The sequence below is a fragment of the Natronosporangium hydrolyticum genome, from assembly GCF_016925615.1.
GTDB classification, from domain to species: Bacteria; Actinomycetota; Actinomycetes; order Mycobacteriales; family Micromonosporaceae; genus Natronosporangium; species Natronosporangium hydrolyticum.
Genome location: NZ_CP070499.1, coordinates 5,413,922 through 5,437,025, shown reverse-complemented (window position 1 = coordinate 5,437,025; position 23,104 = coordinate 5,413,922). Strand labels below are relative to the sequence as shown.

The following is a 23,104-nucleotide window of genomic DNA, read 5'->3' as shown; positions in this document are numbered from 1 at the left end:
GACGTCAACGACACGTACCTTGCAGATCCGGCCACCTCGGCGAGTCACCGTTGGGTGCCGTCAGCTCGTCGGGCTGGCCGGGCGGTCGGGGAAGAGGATCCGGGGCACAAACCACAGGCAGAAGATCATGCCGAAGAGCTCCACCAGCGACTGCACGACGATGACCAGCGCGGCTATCTCCCATCCGGCGGGCAGCGCGAGCGCGAACGGCAACACGATGAACGAGTTGCGGGTGCCCAGCGAGAATGCCAGCGTCCGCCCCTGGGCCGCCGGCATTCTCGCTATGGTGGCGAGGATCCGGGCCACGATCAGGCTGGCGGCGAGGAAGGCGGCCGCGATCGCGACGACGGGCGGCAGCAGATCGATCGAGGCCCGCGCCGCGCGGACGTGGGCGGCGGCGACCAGGAAGATCACCACCGAGAGCAGCGGCACCGGCCACCACCCCAACCGCTGGCGGATCCGTTCCGGTTCGGGCCGCCGGGCGGACCAGAACTCGGTGAGGGCCGCCAGCCCGAGCGGCACCAGGACGACCAGTAACGCCGGCCACACCTGGCCCGGGGTGAACACGGTGGTGAACTCGGCACCGGACATCAGCCACAGGTACGCGGGCAGCAGTAGCAGCTGGAGCAGCAGGCTGACCGGGGTCAGCGCGGTGGCCCGGGTGGCGTCGCCGCGGCCGAGTTGGCTGAAGGTGATGAACCAGTCGGTGCAGGGCACCAGCAACACCAGCAGCAGGCCCAGCCGCAGCGCGTCGTCGGGGGGTGCGAACGCGACCAGGCCCCAGACGACGGCGGGGATGATGACGAAGTTGCCGAGCAGCGCGGTGAGCAAGAAGCGTCCATCCCGGAACGCGGTCGGGATCGAGGTGAGCGGGGTCTGGGTGAAGGTGGCGTAGAGCAGCAGCGCGAGCGTTGGCCAGACCAACGACTCGACGGTCTCGCCGACCGCCGGCCACAGCGTCCCCACGGTGAGGCCGAGCGCGAGGGTGGCGAGGTAGCACCACACCTGGTGGCGTTCGAGCCGCTCTCTGGTCATGATCGGTCCACGGTAACCGGGCTGGGTTGCCCAGTCAGCGGATGCGTGCCGCCCGCCCCACTCCATGTTCGGCAAATCGGCGTGGGGTGGCGCTGCGATTTGTAACGATAACGATTATCATTGGCGCGGTCCTGATGAGAGGAGCGCCCGGTGGGTCATCTGTTGCTAGTGGAGAGCTGGGTCGGCGCCATGAGTACGCTGCTGCCACGCGCGATCCACGAGGCGGGGCACCGGTTCACATTCGTCACCCGCGAGCTGGCGCACTATCTGCGCGCCTACCGCGGACCCGGCGTGCACCCGCTGCTCACCGCCGACCACGTGCTCACGACCGAGACCAATGATCCGGAGTCGCTGGCGGCGCAGGTCGCTCGTTGGCACTCCGTGTTCCGGTTCGACGGAGTAATGACCTCCTGCGATTACTACCTCACCGTCGCCGCCCGGCTCGCCGCCGAGCTGGGCCTGCCGGGGCCGGAGCCGGCGGCGGTGGCCCGGGCGACCCGCAAAGACCAGACGCGGCGCGCGATGCGCGACGCCGGCCTGCCCACCGGCCGGTTCGCCGTCGCCGAGCAGTGGCCGGAGCTGGCCGCAGCCGCCGACCGCGTCGGGTACCCGCTGATCTGCAAACCGGTCGACCTGTGCGCCGGCATGTACGTCCGGCGGGTCGGCGACCGGGCCGAGCTGCGCACCGCCTACGAGGCGCTGGCCGGCTTCCCGGTCAACGCCCGCCAACAGCTCCGGGCGCCGCAGATCCTGCTGGAAGAGATCTTCGAAGGGCCGGAGGTGAGCGTCGAGACGGTCACTATCGACGGGGTGACCGAAGTGATCGGCGTCACCGACAAGCGGCTCGCCGGCGACGCATGCTTCATCGAGACCGGGCACATGTTCCCGGCGGACCTGCCGGCCGGGGCCGCGACCGCGGCGGCCGAAGCAGCGGTGCAGGCGCTGTCGGCGGTCGGCTTCGACCGCGGTGTCGCCCACACCGAGCTGCGGCTGACCGCGGCCGGGCCGCGAGTGGTGGAGATCAACCCGCGTCCGGCCGGCAACCAGATCACCGAGCTGGTCCGGCTGGTCACCGGCGTCGACCTGCCGATGGTCGCCGCCCAGCTGGCGGCGGGGCAGCGGCCGGCGACCCAGCCGCAGCACACCGGGGTGGGTAGCGCGGCGGTGGCGTTCCGGCTGCCACCGCACGGCGGCGTGCTCACCAGTGTCACTGGCACCGACCCCCTCGCCGCCGCAGCCGAGGTGGTGGAGTGGTCGGTGAAGCCGCCCGGCACCCGGGTGGCCGACCCGACGAGCAACAACGCGTACGTCGGTCAGGTGCTGGTCACCGACCCGGGCGGGGGCGCTGGCGCCCGCGCCGAGCAGCTCGCCGACCAACTCCTGGTGACGGTCGCCGCCGACCCGGTCCCCGACACATCGGCCGCGGCCCCGGTGGCCGGGTCATGACCGCCGCCGACACCACCACTTCTTCCAGCGGGGGCGCCCCGGGCGTCGCGGCGCCGGGTGAGCCGGCCGCGCCTACGGTCACGGTGCCGGACCCGGTCGCCGAGCTGGCGGCCGCGGTGCGCGCCGGGCAGCTCGGGCCCGATCCGACCGAGACCCGGGTGAGCGTCGGCTTCGTGACCCGACAGGGCGCCCACCATCCGGGCCGCGGCACCTGGTACCGCAATCAGGCGGTGTCGTTGCGGGTCGGCGCCGCGGTCGGCTCCTGCGCGGTGGAGCCGGGTGAAGCCGACGACGATGTCATCGCCGACTGTGCCGGCCGCGACATCCACTCCCTGTTGGACCATCCGACCCCGGCGGTGCGGTTCGCCGCCCTCGACGCGTACCTGCTGGCCAGTCGGCCGCACGCGGCAGCCGTCCAGGCCGGGCAGGCGGAGCCGGTGACCGTGCCGGCGGGGGACTCGCTGACCAAATCGTTGGCCCGGGCCCAGGCGGTGGTCGGGCTGCTGCCGGTGCGCGCCGGGCAGCGGGTGCTGGTGGTGGGGGTGGTGAACTCGTTGCTGGCGCAGCTGCGCCGCCGCGGCGTGGGATATCTGCCGTGCGATCGGGCCGGTGGCGAGACCGAGTGGGGTGAACCGGTGCTGGCCGACGCGGCCGACGGGCTCGCCCGCGGCTGTGACGCGCTGCTGGTCTCCGGCATGACGTTGGGCAACGGCAGCTTCCCGCCGCTGCTGGCGTACGCGCGACGGGCCGGTGTGCCGCTGGTGGTGTTCGCCCAGACCGGCAGCGGGGTGGTGCCCCGGCTGCTGCGCGCGGGCGTCACCGCCGCCTCCGCCGAGCCGTACCCATTCTTCTGGCTGCACGGCGAGCCGACGGTGCTGTACCACTACCGCAGCCCGGACCGGGCCGCCGGTCGGCCGCCGGCCGACCGTGGGGAGGCGTCGTGAGGTCACCGGCCGACCGTGGGGAGGCGTCGTGAGGTCACCGGCCGATCTTGGGGAGGCGTCGTGAGTTCACTGGTCGCCAACCCGGCACCGCCAGCGGCCGCGACCGCCGCGAACCCGGCGTTGTTGCCGCTGCTGGGACAGACCCCGGTGCTGCGGGTGGAGGCGCCGCTGCCGCTGCCACACGCCGGTTTCTGGGCCAAGCTGGAGTGCCTGTCGGCGGGTGGGATGAAGGCCCGGGCGGCGGTGGCGATGCTGACCGCCGCCCGCCGCAGCGGCGAGCTCGCGGCGCACGCGCCGGTGGTGGAGTCGACCAGTGGCACGCTCGGACTGGGCCTGGCCTTCGCCGGCCAGGCGCTGGGGCATCCCGTGATCCTGGTGGTCGACGCGGAGTTGGAGCCGGCGATGCGTACGCTGCTGCGCGCCCACGGGGCCCAGCTGGAGGTGGTGGAGCGGCCGCATCCCCGCGGTGGGTGGCAGCAAGCCCGCCGGGACCGGCTGCAGCAGGTGCTGGCGCAGTCGCCCGGGGCGTTCTGGCCCGACCAGTATCACAACCCGGACAATCCAGATGGGTACGCCAGTCTGGCGGTCGAGTTGGCCGACCAACTAGAGCCGGCCGACGTACTGGTGTGCAGCGTCGGCACCGGCGGGCACAGCGCCGGAGTGGTGCGCCGGCTGCGGCGATGGTGGCCAGGGATGCGAATGATCGGAGTAGACACCGTCGGCTCCACTGTGTTTGGCCAGCCGGCCCGGCATCGGCTCGCCCGCGGGCTCGGCAGCAGCATCCACCCGCGCAACGTCGCGTACGACGAGTTCGCCGAGGTGCACTGGGTGGGCCCGGCGGAGGCGGTGGAGACCTGCCGGCTGCTGGCCCGGCGCAGCTTCGTCACCGGCGGCTGGAGCACCGGTGCGGTCGCCCGGGTCGCCGCCTGGGTGGCACGGGTGGAGCCGGCCGCCCGGGTGGTGGCGATCTTCCCGGATGGGCCGCATCGCTACCTGGAGTCCATCTTCGACGACGAGTTCTGCCGCAGCCGTGGGCTACTGCGCGAAACCTCCTGGCATCCGGTGCAGATCGCCGACCCGTGGGCGGTGGAGGTCACCAGCTGGGCCCGGTGCCGGCGGGTGGTCGATCCACGGTCCCGTCAGCAGGTGGCGGATTGATGCGGCTTTGCTGGCGCACGATTGCGCTGCCGCTGCGGGAACCGCTGCGGATCGCCCGCGGTGCCATGGCCACCCGCGACGCCGTGCAGGTGGCGCTCCGAGCCGAACCCGACGGCAGCGAAGCTGGCTACGGCGAGGTGGTCACCAGCCGCTATCTACAGCTGTCCCAAGAACGGATCACCGCCGAGCTGGCGACGCTGGCGCCGCGGCTGGCCGACTACGACGCACCCGAGCCGCTCCTCGCTGACCTGACCGCCCTCGCCGAACAGCAGCGGCTGTCCGCAGGCGTGCTGGCGGCGGTGGATGCGGCCGGGCACGACCTGGTGGGCCGTCGGCGGGGCGTGCCGCTGCACCGGCTGATCGGCCAGCCGCGCTGGTCACCGGTGCGGACCTGCCGCACGATCGGCCTCGGTAGCGCGGCCGCCGCCGAGGCGACCACCCGAGAGCTGGTGGCGCAGGGGTTCACCGACCTGAAGGTGAAGCTCGGCGCCGACGATCCGGCGCTCGACCAGGCACGGCTAGCGGCGGTACGGGCAGCCGCCCCCACGGCCCGGCTGCTGCTCGACCCGAACGCTGCCTGGTCGCCGGAGCAGGCGGTGCGGCTCCTTGAGCAGCTCGCCAACTACCGGTACGAGGCGGTGGAGCAGCCGGTGCCGGCCGGTGACGCGGCGGCGTTGGCGTGGGTGGCGGCCCGCTGCCCGGCGCCGGTGATCGCCGACGAGGACGCCCGGTCCGCGGCGGACGTGCCCCGGCTGGCCGGGGCGGTCGCCGGGGTGAACATCAAGCTCGCTGAGTGCGGCGGGGTCACCGCCGCCCGCCAGTTGGCCGACGCGGCCCATCGGGTCGGGCTAGCGGTGATGCTGGGATGCCAGGTCGCCAGCTCGCTCGGGATCGCCCCGGCGGTGCACCTGACCGGTCTCGCCCGATGGGTCGATCTGGACGGACACCTGTTGCTGGCCGCCGATCCGTGGACCGGGATCGGCGGCGGCGACGGCTGGTTGCGGCTATCCGGTGCCCCCGGCCTCGGGGTACGCCCGGTGGCGGGGCACGGTGCGGCCGAGGCGGCGGCGCCGGCGCAGCCGGGGCACCGGCCGTGATCGCGACCTGGCGGCTGTGGCGTAGCTTCCCATGGCCGGTGCGGCTGCTCGTGCTCAACCAGGCCGGCATCAACTTCGGGTTCTATCTAGTGCTGCCGTACCTGGCGACCTACCTCACCGATGACGTGGGCATGTCGTTGGCGACCGTTGCGGTGGTGCTGGCGGTGCGGAACCTCAGCCAGCAAGGGCTGTTCATGGTGGGCGGGTCCGCCTCGGACCGGCTCGGTGCCCGGTCGGTGATCATCGCCGGATGTGCGTTGCGGACCGTCGGGTTCGGCTTGTTCGTGGTCGCCGGTTCGGTGCCCTGGCTGCTCATGGCTGCGGTGCTGTCCGGGGTGGCCGGTGGGCTGTTCAACCCGGCGGCGCGCGCCTATCTCGCGGACGCCGCCGGGGACCGGCGCACCGAGGGGTTCGCGCTGTTCCAGGTGTGCGGCAACGTCGGGTCGCTGGCCGGTCCGGCCGTCGGCAGCGTCCTGCTGCTGGTGGACTTCCGGCTGGTGGCGGCGGCCGCTGCGGTGGTGTTCGCGGGCCTGACGCTGGCCCAGCTGGCGGCGTTGCCGCCGCGGCCGGCCACCCGCACCGGCGGCACGCTGCGGAGCGACTGGCGGCGGTGCCTCACTGACCGGCGTTTCGTGCTGTTCACATTGGCGTTGTCGGCGACCTACACCCTGCAGAGCCAGCTGTACCTGATCCTGCCGGTGCGGGCGGAACGGGCGACCGGGGCGGCCTGGGCGGTGGCGTTGCTGTTCGTCACCGCGACGGTGGTGACGGTGGTGGGGCAGGTGCGGGTGGCGCAGTGGTGCCGCCGATGGCGGCCCGGCGTGGCGATGGCGACCGGGCTAGCGGTGATGGCGGCCGGGTTTGCCCTACCCGCGCTGGCCGACGGATACCTGCCGGTACTGGCCGCGGCGCTGCTGCTCGCGGCCGGTCTGCTGCCGGTGATGCCGGTGATGCTCGAACGGATCGGCGCGTTCGGCGGCCGGCACGGGTTGGCCGGCACCTACTTCGGTTTCTTCTACATGGTCAGCGGGGTGGTGGCGGCGGCCGGAACGGCGGTGATCGGGTGGGTCGCCGGTCGGGCCGAAGCCGCGACCGCCGGAGCGAGTAGCCAGGTGGGGGCTGCGGCCACGACAGCGATCGCCGCGCCGGCGTGGTGGCTGTGCGCCGGGCTGGGGCTGACCGCCGCCGCGGCGGTGTGGTTGCTGGAACGAGCCGGTCAGCTCACCCCCGCCGACAGCCCGGAAGCCGCGGCGGCCGGGGCCGCGCAGACGACGAGTACCAACAATGATCGAAGGTGAGGAATCAACGATGAACGAGGTAATGACGGTGCCGAACGGGCGGCCGGTGGCGGCTGCGTTGCCGGCGGAGCGGCGAGTGGGTGACTATGTGGTGCGGCTGGCCACCCCGGCTGACCTCCACGGTGCCCGGAAGGTAATGCTCGACACCTTCTACCGCGAGTTCGGCCACGGCTATGTGGCCGACTGGCACCACGACGTGATCGACCTGGCCGGCACCTACCTCGCCACCCCCGGTCACGCGTTGCTGGTCGCGGCCACCGTCCCGTACCCGGGCGGCGATGAGCAGGTGGTGGCCACCGCCGCGGTCCGCGCGCACGGTCCCCGGCACCCCCCGCACCCGCAGTGGCTGGTGGAGCGGTATCCAGACGGGTCCACCGCCCAGCTGTTCCGGGTCTACGTGCACGCGGAGCACCGGCGCCGCGGACTGGCGCGGGCGCTGGTGCGCCGGGCGGTGGAGGTGGTCACCGCGCAGCCGCGGTACCAGCGGCTTTACCTGCACACCGATGCCCGGGTGCCGGGTGCGGAGGCGTTCTGGCGCTCGGTGGCCACGCCGGTGTGGGACGCCCGCGACGGGGTGGCCGACCGTCCTCAGACCATCCACTTTGAGATTCCGCTGCCGGGCCGATGCGGGCCGGCATGACCGCAGCCGACCAAGGCGCCAACGATTTCGCCGCGGCGGTGCAGCGGGCCGCCGCGGCGTGGCGGTGGGTCCCCTACGACGCCCAACGGGTGGCGGTTGCGGGCCAGGAGCTGATCGTCCGGGGGCAGGAGGCTCGGATCCACCTCGCGGGGGCACCGGACGCGGTACTGGTGGACGCGGTGCACCGGCGGGCGGCCGAGGCCGGCGCGCAGGCGGTGACCTGGGTGGTCGCCGAGCCGGAGCGGCCGGCGGCAGGGGTCGCTGCCGCGGCGGTGCCGGTGCCGCCGGTACTGGTCGAGGCCGGGGCGGTCTGTGTCGAGGAGTTGGAGTTGTCGGCCTGCCCGCTGCCGCTCCCCGCGCTGAGCTCGGGCGACCCGCCGGCAGGGCTGCGGCTGCGGCGGGTCGACACTGAACAGCTGCTGGACCAGGCGTACCACCTCGACGCCGAGGTTTTCGGCACCCCGCCTCGGTCCGGGGCGTACCGGCGCGAGGCGGCGGCGGCGCTGCGTGCGCAACTGGAGCAGGAGCGGACTCCCGGGGTGGTGGGGTCCGGGCCGTGCCGGTATCTGATGCTCGTCGACGGCGACCAGCGGGCGGGAGCCGGCCCGGGCGACGATGTGCCGGGGCTGGCCGTGGCTACCGCGGGGGTGACGGTGGTGGATGCGGTGGCGCGGCTGTGGGGCGCTGCGGTGCTGCCGGCCTACCGGGGTCGGGGACTGTTTCGGGTGCTATTGGCTGCGCTGCTCCGGCGGGGGAGCGCAGCCGGCGCGACGCTGGCGCTTACCCGGGCCAGAGTGGACACCACCGCCGGGGGTGCTGCGCCGGGCGGGGTTCGGCGAGTTTGGTCGGGAGCGTCATTATCGGACCAGGGTTTGAAAACGGTTGTCGTAAGCATTATTATGAGTCGGATGTGCTGCGTTACGCAACGGCCCACTGTCGCCACCAGGAGCTACGGTGGGCACAGCGGCTGACGCTCCGCTGGTGGTGAGCGACAACCTGCTCACCGACAACCCAGCGCTCTACGAGGCGGTGTTTCCAGACCCGGAGCACCACGCCGGTCGGTTCGTGGCCGGCGTGATGCGCCGGTTCGGGGCACCCACCCCGGCGCGGGTGCTCGACCTCGGCTGTGGCACCGGCCGCGACGCCGGCTACCTCGCCGAGCAGGGGCATCAGGTGGTGGGCCTGGACGCATCCGAAGAGATGCTCGACTACGCCCGGCGCCACCACCCGCGGGTGACCTTTTTGCCTGGACGGCTGGAGTCGTTCGCCCTGGAGCAACCGTTCGACCTGATCACTTGCCTGGACAGCGCGCTGCTCTACTGCCACCACAACGAGGAGTTGGCCGCCGCGCTCGCCGCCTGCCGGAACCACCTGGCGCCCGGTGGGCTGCTGCTGGCCGAACAGCGCAACGGGGCCTACTTCCTCGGCAGCGGCCCACCCGCCTCACCGACCGAACGGTCCGTGCAGTGGCGCGGGGTCACCTACCATGCCCACACCGAACTATGGATCGACCACGCCGCCCAGCTACTGCGCCGCCGCCGCCGCTGGAGCTGGGACGGCCAGGACCCGATCGGGCAGGAGTCGGCGTGGCGGCTGCTCTTCCCCCAGGAGCTGCGGGCGCTGGTGGCCGCCGCCGGGCTGACCGTGCTGGCGTTGTTCGACACCCCCGGACCGCGTACCCGGCCCGGCTGGCGCGACGACGCGCCGTTGGGCACCACCCTGCGGGGCGATCGGCTGCACCTGGTGGCGCAGCGCCCGCGTGCCGCGTGACCGCCCCAACCTCGAACCACCCCGTCCAGGCACCCCCGTGCGCTCCACAATGACCCCATGAACGGAGTAACCTCATGCCTTTACCTCGATTGACCCGACGCGCGGTGCTTGCCCGGGCCGGCCTGGCCGGCGCCGGGCTCGCCGGCGCCGCCACCCTGCTCGGCGCGTGTGGTCGCGGCGCTGCCGACTCAGCCGCCAGCGGCGACCAACCCCGCCGCGGCGGCGACCTGGCGGTGGCGTTCCAGACCGGCGGCTCCCAGGAGACCCTCGACCCGCACGCGGCGTCGCTCTTCGTCGACGGTGCCCGCGGCAAGGCGCTCTTCGACAAGCTGGTCGATCTCGCCGGTGACATGACCCCGGTGCTGCGGCTGGCCGAAACCCTGGAACCCGACGACGAAGCCCGGGTGTGGCGGGCGACGCTGCGGGAGGCGACCTTCCACGACGGCTCCCCGGTCACCGCCGACGACGTGCTCTACAGCTTCGCCCGGATCCTGGAGCCGGACAGCGGCCGGCGGGCCGCCGCCCAGTTGGCCCCGCTGGACCTCGACGCCAGCCGGGCGGTCGACGCCCGTACCGTCGAGCTGGTGCTCGACCGGCCGGTGGCCGAGTTCGCCACCGCGCTGGCGGCGTTCGGCGCCTGGATCGTGCCTGCCGGCAGCGAGGACTTCACCGCGCCGGTGGGCAGCGGCCCGTTCCGGTTCGGCTCGTTCACCCCCGGCGGTTCGCTGGTGGTGGAGCGGTTCGACGACTACTGGGAAGGCGCCCCCCATCTGGACACCGTGGAGTTCGTGCCGGTCAACGAAGAGACCGCCCGGATCAACGCCCTAGTCGGCGGGCAGGTCGGCTACGCACATGACCTGAGCGTCACCAGTGCCCGCACCTACGCCGACGAGTCGCGGGTGGAGATCCTCGCCGCGCCGGGTTCGCTGATGCACGCGTTCGCCATGAAGCTCGACCGGCCCCCGTTCGACGACCCGCACGTCCGGGCGGCGTTCCGGCTGCTGGCCGACCGCACCGAACTCGTCGACACGGCGCTCGCCGGCATGGGCGAGGTCGGCAACGACCTGTTCGGCAAAGGGCTACGGTTCTACGCCGACCACCTCCCGCAGCGGGAGCGCGACCTCGACCAGGCGCGCGACCTGCTCGACCGGGCCGGCGCGGATGGCTTGTCGGTGACCCTGCACACCGCCGAGGCCGGGGGCGGGCTGGTCGACGCCGCGGCCCTCTTCGCCGAGCAGGCCGCACAGGCCGGTGTGGACGTACGGGTGGAGGTGGGCGATGCGGACACCTTCTGGGCCGACTCGTTCGCCGACGGAGCGATCTCCAGCTACCGCTCCGGCGTGATGCCGATCGCCACCCACATCGGCAACCGCCTGCTCTCCGACGCATCGCAGAACATCACTCGCTGGCAGGATGAGCAGTTCGACGACCGGTACGCCGAGATGCAGCGGACGGTCGACGACGACGCCCGCGGCGAGATGCTCGGCGAGATGCAGCAGCAGCTGCACGAGAGCTGCGGGCTGCTGGTGTGGGGCTTCGCCGACTGGCTGGTCGGCACCGCCGACGGCGTGCACGGGGTGCAGGGCGCCCCACCGAACACACTGGAGTGGGCGCGCTTCGACCGCGTCTGGCGCGACTGACCCGGCGGTGCGCCGCTACCTGCTGCGCCGCGGCGGCATCGGGCTGGTGCAGATCCTCGTGGTGGCGACCGCGGTGTTCTGGCTCGCCGAGGCGCTGCCGGGCGACGCCGCGGTGGTCGCCGCCGGTGACGACCCGGACCCGGCCCGGATCGCGCTGATCCGCGAGCAGCTCGGGTTGGACGAACCGGCGTCGCAGCGGTACCTGTCCTGGCTGACCGGCCTGGCCACCGGCGACCTCGGTAGCTCACTACGCACCGGCCAGCCGGTGACCGAGCTGCTCGCGCCGGCGCTCGGCCCCACCGTGGTGCTGGCCGTGGTGACCCTGGCGGTGCTGCTGCCGTTGGCGCTGACGCTCGGGGTCACCGCGGCGGTACGCGCCGACGGGTGGTACGACCGCGCGGTCTCCACCACTACCGTGGCGCTGAACGCGGTGCCAGAGTTCGCGCTGGCGGTGCTGCTGGTGGCGGTGTTTGCATTGCAGCTGGGGGTGCTGCCGGCGACTGCGGTCGGCGCCACCGGCAGCAGCCTGCTCGCCGAACCTTCGTTGCTGGCGCTGCCGGTGGCGGTGCTGCTGTGCCGGTCGCTCTGCGCGCTCACCCGGCTGGTGCGCGCCGGCATGGTCGACGCGCTCGACGCCGAGTATGTCGCCTACGCCCGCCGGCACGGGGTGACCGGCGGGCGGCTGCTGCTGCGGCACGCGCTGCCGAACGCCCTGCCACCGGCGGTGCAGCAGTTGGCGCGCACCGCCGACTGGCTGATCGGGGGGATCATCGTGGTGGAGGCGGTGTTCGCGGTGCCGGGAGTCTCATCGGTGCTGGTGACCGCGGTATCGACCCGGGACATCCCGGTGGTGCAGGCGCTGGCGGTGCTGTTCGCGGTCGTGACAGTAGCGGTCAACCTGCTGGCTGACCTGGTCTGCCACCGGCTGGCGCCGCGTTCGGCGGTGGTCACGTGACCGCGACACCCGAAACCGAGCGGGACCACGGACGCGGGCGCGGCCCGGCCGGCAGTGGCCGGGCGACGTTGGCCGTCGGCGTGGTACTCGCCCTCGGCCCGCTGCTGCTGGCCGTGGTCGGCCCAGCGCTGGTGCCGCTGGTCGACCAGCCCCGCGCCGCCCCGTACAGCAGCGCCGACGGGCACCCGTTCGGCACCGACCAGCTTGGCCGCGACGTGCTCGCGATGACGCTCGCCGGTGGACGGTCCATGCTGGTGCTCGCCGCGGTCGCCACGGTCGCCGCGTACACGCTCGGCATCGCGCTCGGGGCAGCCGCCGCCGCGACCCGGCGGCGGTGGCTCGACGACCTGCTCAGCCGGCCGCTGGACATCCTGCTCGCCGTGCCCTCGCTGCTGATCCTGCTGCTAGTGGCGACCCTGACCGACCGTGGCGCCGGCATGGTGGTGCTGGTGGTGGCGCTGGTCAATGCCCCGGCGATCGCCCGGATCGTCCGCGCGGTCGGGTTGGACGCGCTGCGGTCGCCGGCCGCCGAGGCGATGCACCTGCAGGGCGAACGGTGGGTTGTGGTCACCATCGGGCACCTGGTGCGGGTGGCGCGGCGACCGCTGCTCGCCGACCTCGGAGCCCGGATCACCGCCGCCGTCTACCTGGTCGGGGCCGCGAACTTCCTCGGCGTCGGACTACCGCCGACCGCCGCCGACTGGGCGGTGGCGGTCGACCGCAACCGGGCCGGGTTGCTGCTGCAGCCCTGGGCGGTGCTGCTGCCGGCCGTGCTGATCGTGCTGTTCACCGTCGGGGTGAACCTGTGCGCGGACACGCTTACCCGGAGGCGACGGTGACCGACCTGGTACAGGTGAAGCACTTCGGAGCGGACGCGGTCGCCGTCGCCGGCGGGACGGGGCCGACGGCGCTGGTGCGAGACCTGTCGTTCACCGTCGCCGACGGCGAGGTGCTGGCGCTGGTGGGCGAGTCCGGCAGCGGCAAGACCACCACCGGGCTGGCGCTGCTCGGCGAAGCCCGACCGGGAATCCGGCTACACGGGACGATCATTGTCGCCGGCCGGGATCCCCGCCACCGGCCCGCTGCCGACCGGCCGCCGGTGGGGTACGTGCCGCAACAGCCCGGCGCCGCGCTCAACCCGGCCCGCCGGGTCACCGGCCTGCTCGCCGAACTCGCCCGGGTCAGCCAGCCGGCCGACGTACCGCGGCGTGAGCGGCGCGCCAACGCCGCCGCCCGGGTCGCCGATGCCACCCTGGCCGCGGCGCTGCCCGAGCCCGACACGCTGCGCCGTCGCTTTCCCCACCAGCTCTCCGGCGGGCAGCAACAGCGGGCGGTGCTGGCCGGGGCGCTGCTGGGCCAGCCGCGGCTGCTGGTGCTCGACGAACCCACCACCGGCTTGGACACCCTGCACCGCGGTCGGGTCCTCGACGAGCTGGCACAGCTGCGGCACCGTGGGCTGGCGGTGGTGCTGCTCACCCACGACCTGCCGGCGGTGCGGGAGTTCGCCGACCGGGTGTTGGTGCTACGCCACGGCGGGTGCTGCGAGGCCGGCCCGGTGGCGCAGGTGTTCGACCGCCCGCGCCACCCCTACACCCGCGAGTTGCTGGCGGCGCAGCCCCGATTGCGCTCAGCCGTCACTGTGGCGCAGCGAGTCCCGGCCCTGACCGCAGCGCCGGCGCGCACGGCGACGCCCTCGGCCGAGGTCCCGGCTGAGGTCCCGGCCGCCAGTCCGGACCCGGCGCCCGACCCGGAGACTGAGGTGTCCGGTGCCGGCTTGGTGGTCACCGGCCTGACCGCCAGCCACCGGGCGCCGGGTCGGGTCCGGCGGCGCAACGCGGTCGGTCGCATCGACCTGACGGTGCCGGCCGGCGGGTGCCTGGCGGTGGTCGGGCCATCCGGCGGCGGCAAGACCACCCTCGCCCGGTGCCTCGCCGGCCTGCACCCGCCGGAGACCGGCACCGTCACCGTGGCCGGCGAGCCGCTGCCGCCCCGGTTGGCGCAGCGCAGCAGCGCGCAGCGGCGCCGGGTGCAGTACGTTTTCCAGGACCCGCGGGCGTCGTTCGTGGCCGACCGGCCGGTGCTCGACCAGGTCGCCCGTACCGCCGTACGGCTGCGGCGGCTGGGCCGCGGCAACGCCCGGGCCGAAGCCACCGCGCTGCTGGCGACCCTGGGCGTCGATGAGGTCACCGCCCGGCGCCGGCCGGACCAACTCTCCGGCGGCGAACTCCAGCGCGCCGCGCTGGCGCGGGCGCTGCTGGCCGAGCCGGACGTGCTGATCTGCGACGAGGTCACCGCCGCCCTCGACACGTTCACCCAGGCGTCGGTGAGTGCGCTGCTGGCAAGCCTGGCCGCCCGGAACGACCTGGCGCTGGTGGTGATCAGCCACGACCTGGCGCTGGTCGAGCAACTCGCCGACCGGGTGGCGGTCATCGCCGACGGTGCCCTGGTCGAGCTCGGCACCGCCGAACAGGTGCTGACCCAGCCGCGGCACCGGATCACCCGCGAACTGCGCGACGCCGCCCGACGGTGACGGGGTAGCCGACCGCGGGCAGAATCGCCTGATCGACGATGCGCTCCAGATAGTCGCGGTTAGGCGGGTCACCGGTGTTCGCGTAGTACGCCGAGACGAGCGCCTCGCCGATCTCGGTGACCACATCGGTGATCAGCGCCGGGTCGATCACGCCGGCTTGGCCATAATGGAGCAGTACGGTCCGGGTGAACCGGACACCGTGCGGGTCGAAGACCCGCTCGAAGAGCGCATCGACCAGCTCCGGGTGCCGGCGACGCTCCATCATGATGGCGGCGACGGCCTGTGCGGTGGGGGTAGCTGTCCACCCGACCAGCTGCTCCAGGGCGGCGAGCAGATCGCCGCGGAGATCGTCGGCGCGGGGCGACACCTCCTCCCGCGGAAAGTCGCTCTCCAACGCGTCGAGCAGTACGTCGGTAGCGCTGCTCCAACGGCGGTAGAGCGAGGTCCGCGCGGTCCCGGAGCGTTCGGCGATGCCGGCCATGGTGAGTCCGGCGACACCTACCGCCAACACCTCCTGGAGGGCGGCGGTGTGAATATCGGCGAGCATCTCCGACTCGGTGCGACGACCGCGTCCCCCCATCCGCGCTTCCCTCCGCTCGGCAGGCTGGTGGCGGGCGCCCCCGCCGGGCGCCCGCCACCATGTTCTCAGGTGAAGGTCACGACCGCGGTAGCGAACGGAGCCAGCACCAGGGCAGGCTCGTGGACCTGTGCGGTCACCGGCGGGCCGGCCGCGGTGTCGACGCTCACCGAGCTCACCGTGACCGGCGTGCCGACCGTCGCCAGGTCGACCTCGGCCGGTTCGGCGGAACGGTTGACGAGCAGCAGCCGCCGCTCGCCACTGTTGGTGAGGAAGCCCTGGGCATGGACCGGCGGCTCGGGAGCGAGTTCGCTGCCGGCCGAGGTGGTCACCACCTGATCGCCCGGGCCGAAGTGGTCCAGCAGCAACCGGAGCACCTGGTAACGGGCGTTAGGCTCGCCGGTGTCCCAGTCGACCAGCGTGGTGCCCGGGATCACGCCCGGGTAGCCGAGAAACTCCGCGACGCCGACCAGTTCGATGCCCATTGTGGTCAGCCGCGACCAGAGATATCCGATCAGCGCGCCGCCCAGCGCCCAGTATTCTTGCGGGATCTGCGGCTCTGCCGCCAACACGTCGGGGGCGAAGCTGCCGATCTCGTTGATGTGGTGCTCGGTGTTCGGGCTCAGGTGCCGGCGGATGGAGTCGACCAGCGCCACCTTGTCGAGGAACCCGTCGGCCTGCGCGAAGAACGTCGTCGGCCAGGTGTGGAACGGCGCGTTGCCTTCGCTCCCCAGCGGGTTGATCAGTGCTGGGGAGGCGTAGAAGTGGTGCGAGAACGCGTCGATCGGGATCCCCGGCTGGTGGTTGGCCGGGTTCAGAAAGTGCCAGAAGTAATCCGCGTCCTGGGTGACCGGGCTCAGCGACAGCCCGACGAAGCGCATCTCCGGGTCGAGCGGCCGCAACCGTTCTACCACCAGGTCGTACAGTCGGGTGTAGACCTCCGGGGAGAGCTGGTGGCCGATGTCCGGCTCAATCAGCACCTCCCAGTGCGCGAACCGGTAGCGGTGGTCGGAGGCGTGGTGGACGCCGCGCTCGTCGGTGAACCCGCCGGAGATGTACCAGCGGGCGAAGCGCTCGAAGTAGTCGGCGATCTCGCGCAGCGACGGGTCCCGCGGCTGTTTGCCTACTTCGTAGTCCCAAACGGTGGCGCCCGGGTCCGGGTCGAGTTCGAAGCTGTCCGGGACGTCGAACATCCAGTGCGGAATAGTGGCATGGTGGGCGACGACCGGCCGCCCTTCGGCGGCGGCCATGAAGTCGGCCACGAACGGGTCGATGCGGCTGAAGTCCCAGGACGTGCTGGTCTCGGTCGGCGGCGTGAGGGCTGGGACCGCGAGCTGCGGATGGGTCCAGAAGGTCAGGAACCTGGCGCAGTTCGCCTTCAGCTCGCGGAGCGCCTGGAAGGCGGGGCCGCGAGTGGGCGCGCCGGGCTGCAATGGCGGCGCATTCCACATGTGGGTGGTCAGCGTGGTGCGGGAGGAGCGGATCACGTCGCTCCAGTCGGTCTGTACCGGGATCACTGGCCTGGTCATAGCTACCGGTCCTCCTGAGATGTTCCGGGTTCGGCTGGTAGAGCGTAGCTACAAAGTTGTAGCTACGACAACGTAGCTACATTGCTGTAGCTAGTGACGTGGCTCACGACGTCGATACCGCACCGCCCAGCGGTACGCTGCCGGGGACCGGAGAGGTGTTCATGACCGCACTGCTGTGGGCCGGAGCCGCCGGCACGGCGATCTTCGTCCTGACCTTCACGATCGACGGCGCGACCAGGTCCGGTTACCACCCGGCCCGGCATCCGGTCAGCGCGCTCGCCCTCGGGCGGCGCGGATGGGTGCAGACCACGAACTTCATCCTCTGCGGCAGCCTGGTCACGCTCGCGGCTGTAGCGGTGCCCCCGGCCGCCGACAGCATCCTGCTCGCGCTGCCCATCGGGGGCTTCGGCCTGGCCCTGATCGCCTCCGGGGTGTTCCCGATGGATCCGATGCGCGGCTACCCGCCGGGCACGCCCAATAAGACCCCGACCAGCTTCAGCCGCCGACACCAGCTACACGACGGCGCGGGCGCGGCGGTGTTCGGAGCGATGCCGCTGCTGGCGTTCGTCGGCGCCTGGGCGCTGGACGGTGTCCTGCGCTGGCTATCGCTGGTGGTCGGGATCGCGTTGGTGGGGCTGGTGGTCGGATTCGGCACTGCGTGGGAGAAGGACTCACCCCGGGCCGGGCTGGTGCAGCGGGGCGCTATCGTCCTCGGCTGGGCCTGGCTGACGCTGCTGTTCGGCTCCCTCGCCTCGGGCTGAGTCGTCGACCGCCGGAGGATGCTCCGGCAACGGGTCCGCCGCGGCTGTGCAGCTGCCGGGTGCGGCGGGTGAGATCCGCCGGCACGTCGGCCACGGGGTCGGCAACTTCGCCGTGATGGCTACGGCGGGCCTGCTGTCCCTGTGGTGGGGTGCCGCAGCATTGCTACTGCTCGCGATGATCCCGGCCGTCGAGGTGCTGGCGGACCGGATCGTCCGCCGCTCCGGCGCTGCTCCGCGGCCAGCGGGCGACTCGGCGGGGCAGCCGACCGGACCGGGAGAGCTCACGTCGACCCCCCAAGTCGAGCCGGGTCATCACACCAGCGTGAGCTTGGATGCCGCGTCGCCGCTGGTGATCGCCTACGCCGAAACGCTTGACCAGGTCGAACTGGCGGAGGTCCCCATGCTGGACCTGATCCACACCCTGATGCCGGACGCGTCAACGGCGCCGGCAACCGCGGTGGCGGAACTACACCAGGCGCCCCAGCGATTGCAGGCGGTGTTTCGCGGCGCCGCCGGGAACCTCGTAGTACGCATCGACGATCAGCTGCGGCTGTTGTGGCCGGTGCAGCGACCGGTGGCCGGCATCGGGCAGCCAACGGCGGTGCGGGCCTGCTCCGGCCGAGCGTTCGTGGCGGGTGACAACGGGCGACTGGTGCCGTTGCCGGCGGCGTCGCCTCCCACGCAGAGGGCGTGAACTGGGGAGACGGCGGCACCACCGGAGCCGTCAATTTCTACCTGGCCCTCGTCTATGCCGTCGCGGGTGAGATCCCGCCGATCCCGCCGCCCGCGGTCGGCGACGATCCACGGTCGATGTTCGGGTGGCTGCGGCGCCAGCAAGGGGCCGAGGTCGGGTGGGAGTGGCCCGTGGTGGTGCAACGCGTGGCCGAGGACAAGCCGCTCCGCGAGGCAGTCACTGAGACAAGCCGCGAACGCAACCGCTAAAAAGGGCCACCTTCATCGATGGAAAGTGGCCCATGAGCTGGTCGGGGTGGCGGGATTTGAACCCACGGCCTCTTCTCCCGAACCGGCGCTCGCCCGGACTTGTCATCGGTTGTCAGAACTCGCCCCTGAGCTGCAGGAATGCGGCCAGCTGATGATCACTACTTGTCGCCGTTCGTCGATCCGCGGACGGGGTTTTCGGGGGGTAAACGGGGGCGCTGTTGATCAGGCCTGGTGTTGGTCTGTCGCGTGGCCCAGCCGAGCCAGAGGCGGGCGCCTGCGATGAGGAGGTCGTTCTTGCGGCGTTCGTAGTCGGGTAGGGCTCGTTCGACGGTGGCCCAGAACGTCGGGGGTGTGCCGGGGTGGTTGAGGTGGGCCAGTTCGTGGACGAGGACGACCTGTCTTGGCTCAAGATCGCTGATCTTGACGGGTTTCGGCTCGCTGACCTCCGGATTCACCCACGAAGACGGCGAGAAGTGCGCACTAATCGGGTCTTCCGCGCCAACCGCAAGGCCGCCCAAAGCGCACGCGGCCGGATTGGGTGTGCTGCCGATCTTGTAGCCGTCGGTCGTTTGGCGATGTGCGGTGGGGTCGTGGCGAGGTGACCGGCGATGCGTGGGCAGTGATCGCGCCGCTGCCTCCCGAGCCTGGTGGAGCTTGCGCCGGCCGTCCTACGCCTCCACCTGAGCGGAACTGACGAACAAGGCACCGGATCTGACATCGATGGGCTCGTCGATCCATGGCTGCAGGACTGCAGCGACGTCCGTCGTCACCGGCCACACGTCCACGATCCAGCCTTCAGGTGTCACGTTGACGTGCGCACGCAGTGGCCCAACGACATCTGGTGGCAGATCCCAAGAACGTTCCAGGAAGCCGTCCGAGCCGAACTTCTCCACCAGGATGACCACCACCGTCACACCCTAGCCGCGGCCACATGTCAGTTCATGGTCGGCCGGGCAGCTAGTCCGTAGCTCAAGGATGTGTGCGATTCGAGCACTCACCGCCAGCGCTGTGCGACGTCTGTGCTTAACATCGAGATCTAGCTATGCCATGGGACCGCCGGACGACTTGTCGCCGCCAAAGCGGCCGATCAGCTCGTGCGGTTGCCCGATTCGCGCGACCCCTTCAGGTAGCCGCTTCTGACCAGCACCTTGCCGACCTCGTTGATCACCTCGATGTCGTGATGGTCCTTTGCCCAGTCATCACCCACGCACAGCCGCATCCGTGCTCTCCCTCCGGCACACCCATGTCCAGATACCCGTTCTGCAGCAGCCAGGGGAGAACCATCGGCAGACTAATGAACAGTGCTCACGTCAGGCGGCGGGCACAACATCCCAGCAGCGATCAACCCTCCCGGACCCCGACGGGGGAACGGTCTTGGGCTGAAGGGCTCCAAGGCCCAGCCAGGACAAAGTGCTCACCCGCCGGTGGCCACCGGTACCGAATCTGCCTCACGACCGACCCAGCAACTCTCATTAGTCGGGACGGACGGCACCACCCGCCCCGTCACGATCGCCGACTTCGCCTGGCCCGAGCACAAGGTCGCGGTCTTCTGTGACGGGTGGCAACACCACCACTACCCCGAACGGCAGGCATCCGACAAAGCCAAGCGCGACCAACTAGCCGACGCCGGATGGACTGTGCTGTCGTTCTGGGGTGGCGAGATCGTCCGCGACGCCGAGGGCTGCGCAACAGCGATCATCCAACAACTTCGTCGAACATAGACGACGCTCTTGCGCCAATCGGTGGCCGCGGAGGATGTTCGTCGGCCTCGCTCGGCGGAACGGCGGATAGTGGAGCCCGATGGTCTGGAAGGAGTCACCCTGTCGGCCCTATTCACACGTGTGGTCGAAGGTCGCGTCTCCTCTTCGGTCAGTAATCGTTACAGTGTCGACTCGAGCGAAAGGCGAAAGAACACGGAGCGAGTGCTGTGACGTCAACAACAGCACCAACTGAGAGCGGTGGGGCGGTATCGATGGCAGATGCGAAGCACGCGCCCGCGCGATTCTGGGCTGTCGACCTTCACATTCATACCCCAGCGTCGAATGATGTCGATTTCCGTACCTACGGCGCCAGCGACGCCCGACAGATCGTCGAAGCGGCGCTCGCCGCGGGACTGCACGCGATCGCCGTCACAGACCACAACACCGCCGACTGGTGCGACGCGATGGCGGAGGCTGCCCGGGACACCCCTCTCGTGGTGCTACCCGGCGTGGAACTCAGCACAGCCGAAGGCCACCTCCTCGCCATCTGGGAAGAAGGCACACCGGCACAGTTCATCGAGGACGTACTCGTCGAACTTGGGATCCTCCGCGCCGACCACGGCGACCTCCACAAGGCCCTGCGCACCGGCTTCGCCGATACCGCGAAGATCATTTCCGCCAGGGGCGGTCTGACGATAGCGGCACACGCCGACCGGGAGAAGGGTCTGCTCAAGCTTCCCGTCGCTGACCACGTAAACCGGACCCTGCTGGACCCTACCATCGCGGCCGTCGAGGTCGTCGACATCACCGAGGCCGAGAAGATCAGAACTCGGCTCCATGGCAAACGCGACCTGGCGGTCGTCCGCAGCTCCGACACCACCGCGCCCGGCGCGAGTGCCCACGCCCTCCACGGCATCGGGCACCGCCGGACCTGGATCAAGGCATCGAGGCCGGATCTGCGCGGGCTGCGGCACGCGCTGGCCGATCCGCCGCTGCGAGTGCGCCTGGTGGAGCCCGCGGCGCCAGAGCACACGGTGATCGAGTCGGTGACAGTGACCGGCGGGTTCCTCGACGCTCAGCAGTTCGAGTTCTCAGGCGACCTCACCTGCCTGCTCGGCGGCACCGGCACAGGCAAGTCGCTACTCATCGAGCTGGTCCGGTTTGCGCTCGACCAGCAGAGCGATCCCGACGACTTCCCACAGGTCCGCAGAGAGGTAGAGTCCCGGCTCAGATACGCCCTGACCTCGGGCTCGACCGTCGAGATCGTGCTCACCCGCGGTCACGCGCGGTGCCTCGTGCGCCGCGCGTACTTCGAGGACGGGTCCACACAGCCCGAGTTCATCGGCGACACCGAGCAGTTGACCGGCCCGTCCGGCCGGATCCCGATCACCGGATTCTCCCAGGGCGAGGTGATCGAGTACGCGCGAACGGAGGTCGGCCGGATGGCGCTCATCGACCCCGCACTCGACCTGACCGAGTTCGAGATCCGCGAAACGGACACGGTAGCCCGGCTCAACGACAACGGCCGTCTCATCGCCGAGCTCGAGTCGACGATCGCGCAAGCCCGGCACAGATTGCAGGCCCTGCCGGAGGTCGAGAAGCGGCTGGAGGAGCTGTCCGGCTTGTTCGACGATGAGGTCGTCAAGATGCAATGCCGTTAAGGTAGGGGCGTTTTTCGAGGTCAGCGCGGTGGGGTGAGCGTTGCGCCGGCGGGTGGGTTACCGTTCCCGGTCATGGCGGTGCCGCAGGGGCAGGAAGATGAGCAGGTTTCGGGTGACCGGCTGACCGACCACATCGGGCTGGGTGTGCTGTCGGCGAGGTTCGGCCGGGACCTGATCGAGGAAGTCATCAACGACACCGGTGTACGGGAGAAACGCCGCCGGCTGCTTCCTGCTCATGTGATGATCCGCTACGCGATCGCCTTGGGCCTGTACTCAAACGAGTCCTATGAGGAAGTGATGCGGCGGCTGGTGGGGAACCTTCGTAAGCTCGGTTCGTGGGTCGATGACTGGCAGGTGCCCACCGCCTCGGCGATCTGCCAGGCCCGTAAACGGCTGGGTGCGGCACCGGTCAAGGAACTGTTCGACCGGGCAGCGGTGCCGATCGCCACCACTGGTACGAAGGGGGCGTGGCTGGCAAGGCGCCGGCTGATGGCTATCGACGGCACCAGCTTCGACGTGCCCGACAGCGACGCCAACGTGGAACATTTCGGGCGGATCGGGTCGGGTCCGAAGGCTTCGGCGTTCCCGAAACTGCAGGTGATGGCCCTGGCCGAGTGCGGCACCCGGGCGATCGTGGCCGCGGTGCCCGGCGCGGCCCGCGCCGGGGAACGAACCCTGGCCGCCGAACTGGTCGACAAGATCGAGCCGGACATGCTGGTCACCGCCGATGCCGGCTTGTACTCCTGGGAGTTGTTCAACAGCTTCGCCGATACGGGTGCTGACCTGCTCTGGCGCATCGGCGCGTCGGTGTCGATCGGGCACCTGCGGTGGCTGGCCGACGGCTCCTACCTGGCCCTGATCTACCGGCCCGGGCTGGACGCCGACCGGCGTGCCCGGCTGGCCGCGGCGGCCAAAACCGGCGCCGAGGTGCCTGCCGAACTGGCCCGCCTGGTGCGGGTGGTCGAGTACACCGTGCCCGACCGTAACCCCGGCGGTGAGCTGATCGCCGTGGTCACCACCATGCTGGATCCGCGGCAGGTCGACGCTGGCGAGCTGGCCGGCGCCTACCACCAGCGCTGGGAAGAGGAATCGGCTATCGACGAGGTCAAGACCGACCTGCGGGGCCGTGGCCAAGTGTTGCGGTCGAAGACCCCCGAGTTGGTCGAGCAGGAGCTGTGGGGCCTGCTGCTGGCACACTACGGCATCCGCGCCCTACTGGTCGACGCCGCCGACGAGGCTGGCTACGACCCCGACCGGACATCGTTCATACGTGGCCTTCGTGTGGTCCGCCGCCAGGTCACCGACCAGGCGGCTATTTCCCCCTGAACACCTCACCGAAGCGATCGCCGAGTCCACACAGGAAATCCTGCGGCATCTCAACCCACGACGGCGTCAACGTACCTGCCCCCGCGCGGTGAAAC

24 protein-coding genes are annotated in these 23,104 nt (G+C 71.3%); 18 read left to right on the top strand and 6 right to left on the bottom strand.

The features are described 5' to 3' along the window. Nucleotides 1-60 precede the first annotated feature (60 nt). Nucleotides 61-1,035, bottom strand: a complete 975-nt coding sequence (locus JQS43_RS24760) for a hypothetical protein (RefSeq protein ID WP_239676766.1) — start codon at nt 1,033-1,035, stop codon at nt 61-63. Nucleotides 1,036-1,185: 150 nt separating this feature from the next. Here JQS43_RS24760 and JQS43_RS24755 point away from each other — a divergent pair, with 150 nt between their 5' ends. The 12 genes from JQS43_RS24755 to JQS43_RS24700 all read left to right on the top strand — a co-directional run bounded on the left by JQS43_RS24755 (nt 1,186) and on the right by JQS43_RS24700 (nt 14,513). Further along, on the top strand, nt 1,186-2,481 hold the full coding sequence (locus JQS43_RS24755; protein WP_239676765.1) for an ATP-grasp domain-containing protein: 1,296 nt from the start codon (nt 1,186-1,188) through the stop codon (nt 2,479-2,481). Further along, on the top strand, nt 2,478-3,425 hold the full coding sequence (locus tag JQS43_RS24750; RefSeq protein ID WP_239676764.1) for a Rossmann-like domain-containing protein: 948 nt from the start codon (nt 2,478-2,480) through the stop codon (nt 3,423-3,425). The genes JQS43_RS24755 and JQS43_RS24750 overlap by 4 nt, the downstream gene beginning before the upstream one ends. A gap of 60 nt (nt 3,426-3,485) precedes the next feature. Next, on the top strand, nt 3,486-4,583 hold the full coding sequence (locus tag JQS43_RS24745) for a PLP-dependent cysteine synthase family protein (RefSeq protein WP_275580976.1): 1,098 nt from the start codon (nt 3,486-3,488) through the stop codon (nt 4,581-4,583). After that, nucleotides 4,583-5,680: an enolase C-terminal domain-like protein gene (locus JQS43_RS24740; protein WP_239676763.1), complete on the top strand. Its 1,098-nt coding sequence runs from the start codon at nt 4,583-4,585 to the stop codon at nt 5,678-5,680. Before JQS43_RS24745 ends, JQS43_RS24740 begins: the two co-directional genes overlap by 1 nt. Further along, nucleotides 5,677-6,978, top strand: a complete 1,302-nt coding sequence (locus JQS43_RS24735; RefSeq protein WP_239676762.1) for an MFS transporter — start codon at nt 5,677-5,679, stop codon at nt 6,976-6,978. The genes JQS43_RS24740 and JQS43_RS24735 overlap by 4 nt, the downstream gene beginning before the upstream one ends. Before the next feature lie 10 nt (nt 6,979-6,988). Further along, a complete protein-coding gene (locus JQS43_RS24730) occupies nt 6,989-7,618 on the top strand; it encodes a GNAT family N-acetyltransferase (protein ID WP_239676761.1) in 630 nt (209 codons plus the stop codon). After that, nucleotides 7,615-8,589 (top strand): GNAT family N-acetyltransferase, encoded by a 975-nt coding sequence (locus tag JQS43_RS24725; RefSeq protein ID WP_239676760.1) that lies wholly within the window; start codon nt 7,615-7,617, stop codon nt 8,587-8,589. The genes JQS43_RS24730 and JQS43_RS24725 overlap by 4 nt, the downstream gene beginning before the upstream one ends. Then, nucleotides 8,573-9,388: a class I SAM-dependent methyltransferase gene (locus tag JQS43_RS24720; protein WP_239676759.1), complete on the top strand. Its 816-nt coding sequence runs from the start codon at nt 8,573-8,575 to the stop codon at nt 9,386-9,388. The genes JQS43_RS24725 and JQS43_RS24720 overlap by 17 nt, the downstream gene beginning before the upstream one ends. A 74-nt stretch (nt 9,389-9,462) precedes the next feature. After that, on the top strand, nt 9,463-11,028 hold the full coding sequence (locus JQS43_RS24715; RefSeq protein ID WP_239676758.1) for an ABC transporter substrate-binding protein: 1,566 nt from the start codon (nt 9,463-9,465) through the stop codon (nt 11,026-11,028). Between the two features lie 7 nt (nt 11,029-11,035). Beyond that, nucleotides 11,036-11,983 (top strand): ABC transporter permease, encoded by a 948-nt coding sequence (locus tag JQS43_RS24710; protein ID WP_239676757.1) that lies wholly within the window; start codon nt 11,036-11,038, stop codon nt 11,981-11,983. After that, entirely contained in the window at nt 11,980-12,822 is an 843-nt protein-coding gene (locus JQS43_RS24705; RefSeq protein ID WP_239676756.1) for an ABC transporter permease subunit, read from the top strand. Before JQS43_RS24710 ends, JQS43_RS24705 begins: the two co-directional genes overlap by 4 nt. Then, the gene (locus JQS43_RS24700) at nt 12,789-14,513 is read left to right on the top strand and encodes an ABC transporter ATP-binding protein (RefSeq protein WP_239676755.1); all 1,725 of its coding nucleotides are present in this window, start codon (nt 12,789-12,791) and stop codon (nt 14,511-14,513) included. The genes JQS43_RS24705 and JQS43_RS24700 overlap by 34 nt, the downstream gene beginning before the upstream one ends. Here JQS43_RS24700 and JQS43_RS24695 read toward each other — a convergent pair. Further along, entirely contained in the window at nt 14,479-15,093 is a 615-nt protein-coding gene (locus tag JQS43_RS24695; RefSeq protein WP_239676754.1) for a TetR/AcrR family transcriptional regulator, read from the bottom strand. The two genes, JQS43_RS24700 and JQS43_RS24695, sit on opposite strands and share 35 nt — an antisense overlap. A gap of 65 nt (nt 15,094-15,158) precedes the next feature. Next, the gene (locus JQS43_RS24690) at nt 15,159-16,619 is read right to left on the bottom strand and encodes a hypothetical protein (RefSeq protein WP_239676753.1); all 1,461 of its coding nucleotides are present in this window, start codon (nt 16,617-16,619) and stop codon (nt 15,159-15,161) included. A 161-nt stretch (nt 16,620-16,780) separates the two neighbouring features. Here JQS43_RS24690 and JQS43_RS24685 point away from each other — a divergent pair, with 161 nt between their 5' ends. From JQS43_RS24685 to JQS43_RS24675, 3 genes are read left to right on the top strand one after another with little or no spacing between them, the layout of a single operon-like run. After that, nucleotides 16,781-17,380 carry a DUF998 domain-containing protein gene (locus JQS43_RS24685; RefSeq protein WP_239676752.1) on the top strand — a complete coding sequence of 200 codons (600 nt, stop codon included), beginning with the start codon at nt 16,781-16,783 and terminating at the stop codon, nt 17,378-17,380. A gap of 46 nt (nt 17,381-17,426) precedes the next feature. Next, nucleotides 17,427-18,074 carry a hypothetical protein gene (locus tag JQS43_RS24680; protein ID WP_239676751.1) on the top strand — a complete coding sequence of 216 codons (648 nt, stop codon included), beginning with the start codon at nt 17,427-17,429 and terminating at the stop codon, nt 18,072-18,074. Further along, entirely contained in the window at nt 18,071-18,322 is a 252-nt protein-coding gene (locus JQS43_RS24675) for a hypothetical protein (RefSeq protein WP_239676750.1), read from the top strand. Before JQS43_RS24680 ends, JQS43_RS24675 begins: the two co-directional genes overlap by 4 nt. 158 nt (nt 18,323-18,480) lie before the next feature. On the opposite strand, the gene JQS43_RS24670 is transcribed toward JQS43_RS24675, so the two are convergent. The 3 genes from JQS43_RS24670 to JQS43_RS24660 all read right to left on the bottom strand — a co-directional run bounded on the left by JQS43_RS24670 (nt 18,481) and on the right by JQS43_RS24660 (nt 19,541). Further along, complete coding sequence (locus JQS43_RS24670; RefSeq protein WP_239676749.1) at nt 18,481-18,777, bottom strand: M48 metallopeptidase family protein; 297 nt, start codon at nt 18,775-18,777, stop codon at nt 18,481-18,483. A gap of 213 nt (nt 18,778-18,990) precedes the next feature. After that, nucleotides 18,991-19,230, bottom strand: a complete 240-nt coding sequence (locus tag JQS43_RS24665; RefSeq protein ID WP_239676748.1) for a hypothetical protein — start codon at nt 19,228-19,230, stop codon at nt 18,991-18,993. Between the two features lie 179 nt (nt 19,231-19,409). Next, on the bottom strand, nt 19,410-19,541 hold the full coding sequence (locus JQS43_RS24660; RefSeq protein ID WP_239676747.1) for an IS110 family transposase: 132 nt from the start codon (nt 19,539-19,541) through the stop codon (nt 19,410-19,412). Nucleotides 19,542-19,746: 205 nt separating this feature from the next. Here JQS43_RS24660 and JQS43_RS24655 point away from each other — a divergent pair, with 205 nt between their 5' ends. The 3 genes from JQS43_RS24655 to JQS43_RS24645 all read left to right on the top strand — a co-directional run bounded on the left by JQS43_RS24655 (nt 19,747) and on the right by JQS43_RS24645 (nt 23,009). After that, entirely contained in the window at nt 19,747-20,043 is a 297-nt protein-coding gene (locus tag JQS43_RS24655; protein ID WP_239676746.1) for an endonuclease domain-containing protein, read from the top strand. 251 nt (nt 20,044-20,294) lie between these two features. After that, the gene (locus JQS43_RS24650) at nt 20,295-21,683 is read left to right on the top strand and encodes an AAA family ATPase (protein WP_239676745.1); all 1,389 of its coding nucleotides are present in this window, start codon (nt 20,295-20,297) and stop codon (nt 21,681-21,683) included. A gap of 72 nt (nt 21,684-21,755) precedes the next feature. Continuing rightward, nucleotides 21,756-23,009 (top strand): IS4 family transposase, encoded by a 1,254-nt coding sequence (locus tag JQS43_RS24645; protein ID WP_239675868.1) that lies wholly within the window; start codon nt 21,756-21,758, stop codon nt 23,007-23,009. The last annotated feature ends 95 nt before the right edge of the window (nt 23,010-23,104 follow it).